Annotated in this window: 6 protein-coding genes and 1 pseudogene; 4 read left to right on the plus strand and 3 right to left on the minus strand. The window is 66.7% G+C overall.

Annotated elements, in window-relative coordinates:
* The coding region (tilS, locus tag LQT98_RS21355; RefSeq protein WP_231465034.1) for a tRNA lysidine(34) synthetase TilS at positions 1–898 on the plus strand (898 nt) is incomplete at its 5' end.
* A gap of 43 nt (positions 899–941) precedes the next feature.
* Here the strand turns inward: tilS and LQT98_RS21360 are convergent.
* The 3 genes from LQT98_RS21360 to LQT98_RS21370 form a co-directional block, all read right to left on the minus strand.
* A complete protein-coding gene (locus LQT98_RS21360; RefSeq protein WP_231465037.1) occupies positions 942–1,661 on the minus strand; it encodes a UDP-2,3-diacylglucosamine diphosphatase in 720 nt (239 codons plus the stop codon).
* 77 nt (positions 1,662–1,738) lie between these two features.
* Positions 1,739–2,230, minus strand: coding sequence for a peptidylprolyl isomerase (locus LQT98_RS21365; RefSeq protein WP_048409688.1), 492 nt, complete (start codon positions 2,228–2,230; stop codon positions 1,739–1,741).
* A 111-nt stretch (positions 2,231–2,341) separates the two neighbouring features.
* Positions 2,342–2,899 carry a peptidylprolyl isomerase gene (locus LQT98_RS21370; RefSeq protein ID WP_231465039.1) on the minus strand — a complete coding sequence of 186 codons (558 nt, stop codon included), beginning with the start codon at positions 2,897–2,899 and terminating at the stop codon, positions 2,342–2,344.
* Between the two features lie 289 nt (positions 2,900–3,188).
* On the opposite strand from LQT98_RS21370, the gene LQT98_RS21375 reads away from it, so the two are divergent.
* From LQT98_RS21375 to LQT98_RS21385, 3 genes and pseudogenes are all read left to right on the plus strand, one after another.
* Entirely contained in the window at positions 3,189–4,490 is a 1,302-nt protein-coding gene (locus LQT98_RS21375; protein WP_231465041.1) for an OmpP1/FadL family transporter, read from the plus strand.
* Between the two features lie 128 nt (positions 4,491–4,618).
* A complete protein-coding gene (locus LQT98_RS21380) occupies positions 4,619–6,385 on the plus strand; it encodes an ABC transporter transmembrane domain-containing protein (RefSeq protein ID WP_231465043.1) in 1,767 nt (588 codons plus the stop codon).
* A gap of 188 nt (positions 6,386–6,573) precedes the next feature.
* Positions 6,574–7,881, plus strand: a pseudogene (locus tag LQT98_RS21385) (methyl-accepting chemotaxis protein); the annotation flags it as partial.

Below are 7,881 nucleotides of genomic sequence, written 5' to 3' on the forward strand. Positions count from 1 at the left end.
GGCGGCGATGCCGGCGCTGCGTCGGCTGGACGCGGCGGGGCCCTGGTTGTGGCGGCCGCTGCTGGGCTTGCGCCGGCTGCAGCTGGAGGCCTGGGTTCAGGCCGAGGGCCTGAGCTGGGTGGAGGATGAAAGCAATCGGGACGAGCGCTGGCGGCGCAATCTGCTGCGCCAGCGCTTGCTGCCGCAACTGGAAGCGGCGCTGCCGGACTATCGCCGTCATCTGGCGCGCTCGGCCGGCCTGCTGGCGGACGCGGCCGCGGTGCTGGACGAGGTGGCGGCCCAGGATTTGGCCGCGTGTCGGCTCGGCGATGGTTTGAGCCTGGCCGTCTGGCGCGGCTTGTCCGAACCCAGGCAGCGCCAGGTCTTGCTGGCCTGGTTGCGCGCTCTGGAGTGGCCGGCGCCGGAGCCGGAGGCCTTGGCTGAGTTCCAGCGCCAGGCCTTGCAAGCCGGCGCCGACAGCTGTCCACGGCTCGCGCTGGCCTCGGGCCTGCTATACCGCTACCGCGACGGTGTGCATGCCTTGCCGGCGCTGGCGCCGCCAGCGGCCGTGTCGCTAGCGGCGCTGGACCCAACGGCGGAATGCCTGGTGGAAGAGTGGGGCGGCGTGCTGAGCTGGGAGTGGCGGTCGCATGGCCTGCCGGCGGCCTTGTTGGAGCAAGGTCTGCTGCTGTGTCCGCGGCAGGGCGGCGAGCGTCTGGCGTCCGCGGTGGGGCGCAAGCCGGTGAAGAACTTTTTGCAAGAGGCCGGCATCGCGCCGCCCTTGCGCGAGCGTTGGCCGCTACTGTGCGATGCGGGCGGACGCTTGCTGGCGCTGCCTGGCGTGGCAGTGGATGCCGATCTGGCCGCGGGTCCGGGCTGGTGGCCGTGTTGGCGGCCGTTGCCGGCGTCGTCGGGCTGATGCAGAAACGCCTGCCGTTTGGCAGGCGTTTTTCATTGCGGCTTCAGTTGGCCGCGCTCAGCGGCAGGCTGGCGATGCCGGCGGCGTCCAGCCGCAGATAGCCGCCGCGGTCGCCGTGCCAGTCCTGGATCACCCAGCGCTCGGATTTGCGATGGCGATGCATGGCCGGACGATGAGTATGGCCGTGGATCAGCGTCGGCCAGCCGTGCTCGGCCAGCAAGGCTTCCACCGCCGGGGCGGTGACATCGGAAATGGCGGTCAGGCCGTTTTGCTGCTTGGCCATCTCGCTTTGCTGCCGCGCCTGGCGCGCAATCGCGTGGCGCTCGGCCAACGGCCGCGCCAGCATCGCCTGCTGCCATTGCGGGTTGCGGCTGACGGCGCGGAATTGCTGATAGGCCGCGTCATCGGTGCATAGCGCGTCGCCGTGGCTGAGCAGGCAACGGCGGCCATGGGCCTCGATCAAGGTCGGATCGTCCAGCAGTCGCGCGCCGCTGCGCAGGCAGAAGCCCTCGCCCAGCAGGAAGTCGCGGTTGCCGTGCATCACGTACAGCGGCGTGGCGGCGGCGAAGGCGCGCATCGCGGCCAGCGGCGCTTCCAGGAACGGCGAATCGTCGTCGTCGCCCACCCAGTATTCGAACAGATCGCCCAGGATGTAGAGCGCGTCGATCCGGCCTTGCCAGGCTTGCAGCGTGTCCAGAAACAAGCGGTTCAGCTCTGGCGTGTCGTCCGCCAGGTGCAGGTCGGAAATGAAATGAATGGCCATGTCGCGTGCGGATGAGTTGAAGCCCGGCCGGACGGCCGGGCTGGGGAGCGCGCCGCGCGTGGCGCGGCGTTGGCGAATCAGATGATTTCGGCTTTTTCGATCACCACCGCTTCCACCGGCACGTCCTGATGGCCGCCGCTGCGGCCGGTGCGTACCGCCTTGATGCTGTCGACCACGTCCTGGCCTTCCACTACCTGGCCGAACACGGCATAGCCCCAGCCTTGCGCGCTTTCCGATTTGAAGTCCAGGAAGTCGTTGTCGGACACATTGATGAAGAACTGGGCGGAAGCCGAGTGCGGGTCCATGGTGCGGGCCATCGCCACGGTGTAGCTCTTGTTGGACAGGCCGTTGTTGGCCTCGTTCTCGATCGGCGCCTTGGTCGGCTTTTGCGACATGTCGGCGCTGAAACCGCCGCCCTGGATCATGAAGCCGTTGATCACGCGGTGGAAGATGGTGCCGTCGTAGTGGCCGCTCTTCACATACTCTTCAAAGTTGGCGGCGGTTTTCGGGGCCTTGTCGGCGAACAGTTCCAGCACGATGGCGCCGAAGTTGGTGGTCAGTTTGATCATGGTGTTTTCCTTGATGACGGACAGGCCGCGCGGCGGCCTGCCGGTATTAAAGTGGTTCTTGAAGCGGGCTTAACGATCTCGCGAGCCAAGGCGGCAGATCGTAAACAGGCTTTAAGGTTTGATGGTGAGTTTCTGGATCACGATAGGCTCGAACGGCACGTCGCCCATGCCGTTCATGCTGCCGGTGCGGGTCTTGGCGATGCGGTTGACCACATCCATGCCCTTGATCACCTTGCCGAACACGGCATAGCCGGCGCCCTGCGGCGTCGGGGACTTGTAATCGAGGAAGTCGTTATTGGCCACATTGATGAAGAACTGCGCGGTGGCGGAGTTCGGGTCGGCGGTGCGGGCCATCGCGATGGTGCCGATGCCGTTCTTCAGGCCATTGCTCGCCTCGTTGGCGATGGCGGCGCGGGTGGGCTTCTGGCTCAGCTTGGTGTCGAAGCCGCCGCCCTGGATCATGAAGCCGTCGATCACGCGGTGGAACACGGTGCCGTTGTAATGGCCGGCCTTGGCGTAGGCGACGAAGTTTTCCACGGTCTTGGGAGCCTTGGCCGAATCCAGCGCGATCTCGATATTGCCCTTGCTGGTGATCATTTCCACTGTCGGCGAGGCCAGGGCCACGGCGGGCAGCGCGGTCAGCGCCAGCATGCTCAGCATTCGTTTCATGGTTGGTTCATTCAACAGGGTGTGAGAAGCCGCCAATATTAGCACAGCCTTTTGTCCCGGCGCAGCGCCTTGCCGCCATGGCCGCCGCCTTGCCCTGCGGCGGGCTGGTTCGCGGTCATTTTTATGCTTTTGGGTTTTTAGGCGTTCTTGTTTTTTTAAAAAATAGTATTTAGACTCCACCCCCTAAAAACTGTGTGATCGCTATCTATTTATATAGCATAAACGCCATGGCGCATGCCGGGCTTCGATAACAAGGGCGGTTTCCAGCCGCCGGGGTAAATACAAGAAAATGAAAGCATTCGCACCTTCCGCCGTTCGTGCCATTCCCGCTCTGGTGGCCGGCCTGCTGGCCGCGGCGCCGCTGGCTCAGGCCGCCGGTTTCCAATTGTCCGAGCAAAGCGTGGTCGGCCTGGGCCGTGCCCATGCCGGCGCCGGCGTGGTCGGCGACGATTTGTCCGCCGTGTTCTACAATCCGGCCGGCATGACCCTGATCGAAGGCACCCAGATTCAGGGCGGCTTCACCTATGCCGAAATCGACGCGCCGTTCGAAGGCAAGGGCGGTTTCCCGGCCGCGCGCCAGGGCAGCGACAACGGTCGCGCCAAGGCCGAGCTCATTCCCAACGCCTACCTGGTGCATCAACTGAACGACCGCGCCCGTCTGGGCCTGGGCATCACCGTGCCCTTTGGCCTTGGCGCCAGCTATGACGACAACTGGATCGGCCGCAACCACGGCATTTCCAGCTCCATCATGACGGTGGACTTCAACCCGTCCTTCGCTTACAAGCTGGACGACAAGTGGAGCTTCGGCGCCGGCGTGTCGGCGCAATACGCCAAGGCCGATCTGAAGCAGGGCGCTTTCTTCCAGGGTGCCGCCGGCGAGATCGACGCCGACAGCTGGGCCTATGGCTATAACCTGGGTCTGATGTACGCGTTCAATCAGGACAACCGCGTCGGCCTGTCCTATCGCTCCAAGCTGAACCACAAGGCGCGTGGCGACTATAAGGCCAGCGGCTTCAACCAAGCGACGCTGCCGGGCACTTCTATCCCGCTGCCGCAGAAGTTCCACATCGACGGCACTTATGCCGGCGGCGCCGACGTCACCACGCCGGAATCGCTGCTGCTGTCCGGCTACAGCCGTCTGAACAGCAAGTGGGCGCTGAGCGCCACCGCGCGCTGGACCAACTGGAGCCGTTTCGACCAGCTGGTGATCAAGGGCAACCCGATGGCCGATACCGTGATCAACAATCACTGGAAAGCCAGCTGGCTGTTCTCGGTGGGCGCCGACTACAACTACAGCGAGCAACTGACCCTGCGCAGCGGCGTGGGTTATGAAACCAGCCCGGTGCGCGACGCCAGCTACCGCAATCCGCTGATTCCGGACACCGACCGCGTGTGGCTGAGCCTGGGCGCCAGCTACAAGGCCAGCAAGCAGCTGACCGTGGACGCCGGCTACACCTATCTGATGGGCGTCGGCGACCGCGACATCAAGCACACCGCCAACAGCCCGCTGGGCAACGGCGACACCCTGCAGGGTTCCTACAGCTCGATTCGCGGCCACCTGCTGGGCGTGCAGATGCAGTACAAGTTCTGATCCAAGAAAGCCTGGCTTTCGCAAACCGCCGCCGGCCTTGCCCGCGGCGGTTTTTTCATGTCCGGGGATGCGGTTTGCCCGGCGGCAGGCTAGAGTAGGGCGCTCTGTATCATTGAGTGCTGATCGTCATGTCCGATTCCTCCCCGCTGAATCGCCTCACCCCGCTGGCCGGGCTCTTGCCTTTTCTGCGCCCGTACCGGCTGCGCGCGCTGCTGGCCCTGCTGGCGCTGATCGTCGCCGCCGCCGCCACCCTGCTGCTGCCGGTGGCCTTTCGCTTCCTGATCGACCACGGCTTCAGCCAGCGCGCGGCGGCGGACATCAACCGCTACTTCCTCGGCCTGTTCGGCGTGGCGGCGGTGCTGGCGCTGGCCACCGCGCTGCGTTTCTACTGGGTATCCTGGCTGGGCGAGCGCGTCACCGCCGACATCCGCCGCGCGGTGTACCAGCATGTGATCCGGGTCAGCCCGGAGTATTTCGAAGTTACCCAGACCGGCGAAGTGCTGTCGCGGCTGACCACCGACACCACCCTGGTGCAGACCGTGATCGGCACCAGTTTGTCTATGGGCTTGCGCAATGTCTTGCTGATGCTGGGCGGCCTGGCCATGCTGATGGCCACCAGCCCCAGCCTGACCGCCTACATCCTGGTGACGCTATTGCTGGTGGTCTTGCCCATCGTGGTCTTCGGCCGCCGGGTGCGAGCCTTGTCCCGCTCCAGCCAGGACCGCATCGCCGATTCCAGCGCCATCGCAGGCGAAACCCTGAACGCGATTCCGACGGTGCAGGCCTTCAATCAGCAGGCGCGGGAGAGCCGGCGCTTCGGCGATTCGGTGGAAACCAGCTTCGACGCCGCGCTGGCGCGCATCCGCGCGCGATCCTGGCTGACGGTGGCGGTGATCCTGCTGGTCTTCGGCGCCATCGTGTTCGTGTTGTGGCTGGGCGCGCACGCGGTGCTGGAAGGCACGATGAGCGCCGGGCAGCTGGGCCAGTTCATTCTCTACGCGGTGGTTACCGCCGGCGCCATCGGCGCGCTGGCGGAAGTGTGGGGCGATGTGCAGCGCGCCGCCGGCGCCACCGAGCGGCTGATGGAACTGCTGGCGCTGAATTCGCCGGTGACGGAGCCGGCCGCGCCGCGCGCGCTGCCGCCCGGGCCTGCCGGCCTGGAGTTGCGCGATGTTGATTTCGCCTATCCCTCGCGTCCCGGCCAGCCTTCGCTCAGCGGCATCCGGCTCAGCGTGCGCCCCGGCGAGCATGTGGCGCTGGTGGGACCGTCCGGCGCCGGCAAATCCACGCTGTTTCAGCTCCTGCTGCGTTTCTACGACCCGCAGCAGGGCCAGTTGTTGCTGGGCGGCGTGGATGTGCGCGAACTGTCCTTCGCCGATTTGCGTGGCCATATCGGCATCGTGCTGCAGGATTCGGTGATCTTCGGCGCCAGCGCGCTGGAGAACATCCGCTACGGCCGGCCGGACGCCAGCGACGAGGAGGTGAGGGCCGCCGCCCGCGCCGCCGCCGCGCATGATTTCATCGAACGCCTGCCGCAGGGCTATCACAGCTATCTGGGCGAACGCGGCGTGCGCTTGTCCGGCGGCCAGCGCCAGCGCATCGCCATCGCCCGCGCCATCTTGAAGAATCCGCCGCTGCTGCTGCTGGACGAGGCCACCAGCGCGCTGGACGCGGAGTCGGAACAATTGGTGCAACAGGCGCTGGAGCGCGCGGCGCAAAACCGCACCACCCTGGTGATCGCGCACCGGCTGGCCACGGTCAAGCAGGCGGACCGCATCGTGGTGCTGGACCAGGGCCGCATCGTGGCCGAGGGCAGCCACCAGAGCCTGCTGGCCAGCTCGCCCTTGTATGCGCGGCTGGCGGCCTTGCAGTTCGCCGCCGGCGGCGATGCCTGAGGAGGCCGCCACTTAAGCGTAATGAATAGTCTATGCTCCACGAAGGAAAGGCCGCCGCCGCGCGGCGCCGAAACCAGCGATGGAGCGAGACTATGAAACTGGCTGTCCGTTTGGGGGGCGTGGTGCTGTGCGCCGGGTTGGGCATGTGCGTGGTGGCCGGCTTCGCGCTGCACACCCTGCGCACGACCTTGATGGAAGACCGCAGGGCGCAGATAGGCAGCCTGGTGCACTTGGCCGGCCAGCAAGTGGCGATGTACCAAAAGCAGGAGCAAAGCGGCAAGCTGACGCGCCAGGAGGCGCAGAAACGGGCGATAGAGGCGATGAGCGGCCTGCGCGATCAGGACAACTATGTGTTCGCGCGCGACGCCAGCGACCTGGTGCTGGTGCACCCGGACCGGCGCAAGCTGGGCAAGCGCGACACCGGCGGCAAGCTGCCGGACGGGCGTACCCTGGTGCAGGTGTACCGCGATGCGCTGGCGAACGGCGATTTCGCCTTCGCGCTGATCCGCACCAAGCGCCCCAATGGCAATGAGACGCTGCCCAAGCTCAATGCGGTGATGCGGATCGCGGACTGGAACTGGACCATAGGCGCCGGCGTGTTCATGGACGATGTGGAGCGACAGTTCACCGGCCTGGCGCTCAAGCTGTCCGGCATCGGGCTGGCGGTGCTGGCGGTGGTGACGCTGCTGGCCTGGCGCGTCGCCGCTTCCATCTACCGGCTGATAGGCGGCGAGGCCGAGGTCGCGGCCGCCGCCGCGCGAGCGATGGCCGCCGGCGATCTGACCCAGCCACTGACCCAGGCGCCGCGCGAAGGCAGCTTGATGAGCGCCTTCGCCGCGATGCAGCGCAGCCTGCGGCAGTTGATTGAGCGGCTGCAGGACGGCTCCGTCCAGCTGGAGCACTCGGTGGGTGGTCTGTCCAGCCGCATGCAGCAGATCCACGGCCAGGTCGAGCAATCGGCCGCGGCCACCGCCGGCGCCGCCGCCACCACCGCCGGCATGCTGGACGGGGTGGCCGAGGTGTCGCGCCGCAGCGCCGAGAGCGAATCGGACTCCGCCAACGCCTGCGAGCTGGCCGACAAGGGCGAGAGCCTGGTGCGGCGCGCGGCGGAGGAGATCCAGGCGGTGTCCGGCCAGGTGGCGGCCGCCTCGAACTGCATCGGCGAGCTGGCCGAGCGCTGCCGCGCGATCGACGTCACCGCCGCGGTGATCAAGGACATCGCCGATCAAACCAATCTGCTGGCGCTGAACGCGGCGATAGAGGCGGCGCGCGCAGGCGAGACCGGGCGCGGCTTCGCGGTGGTGGCCGACGAAGTGCGCAAGCTGGCCGACCGCACCAGCCAATCCACCGGCGAGATTTCCGGCATCGTGCGCAGCATCCAGCAAGATTCCACGTCCGCCATCACCTCGATGCAGCCAGTGCGCGGCCTGGCCGACACCAGCCTGCAGCTGTCCGAGCAGGCGCGCGACTCCATCGCCGACATCCGCGCCGCCGCC

It is taken from the genome of Chromobacterium aquaticum, from assembly GCF_021129195.1.
Lineage (GTDB): Bacteria > Pseudomonadota > Gammaproteobacteria > Burkholderiales > Chromobacteriaceae > Chromobacterium > Chromobacterium aquaticum.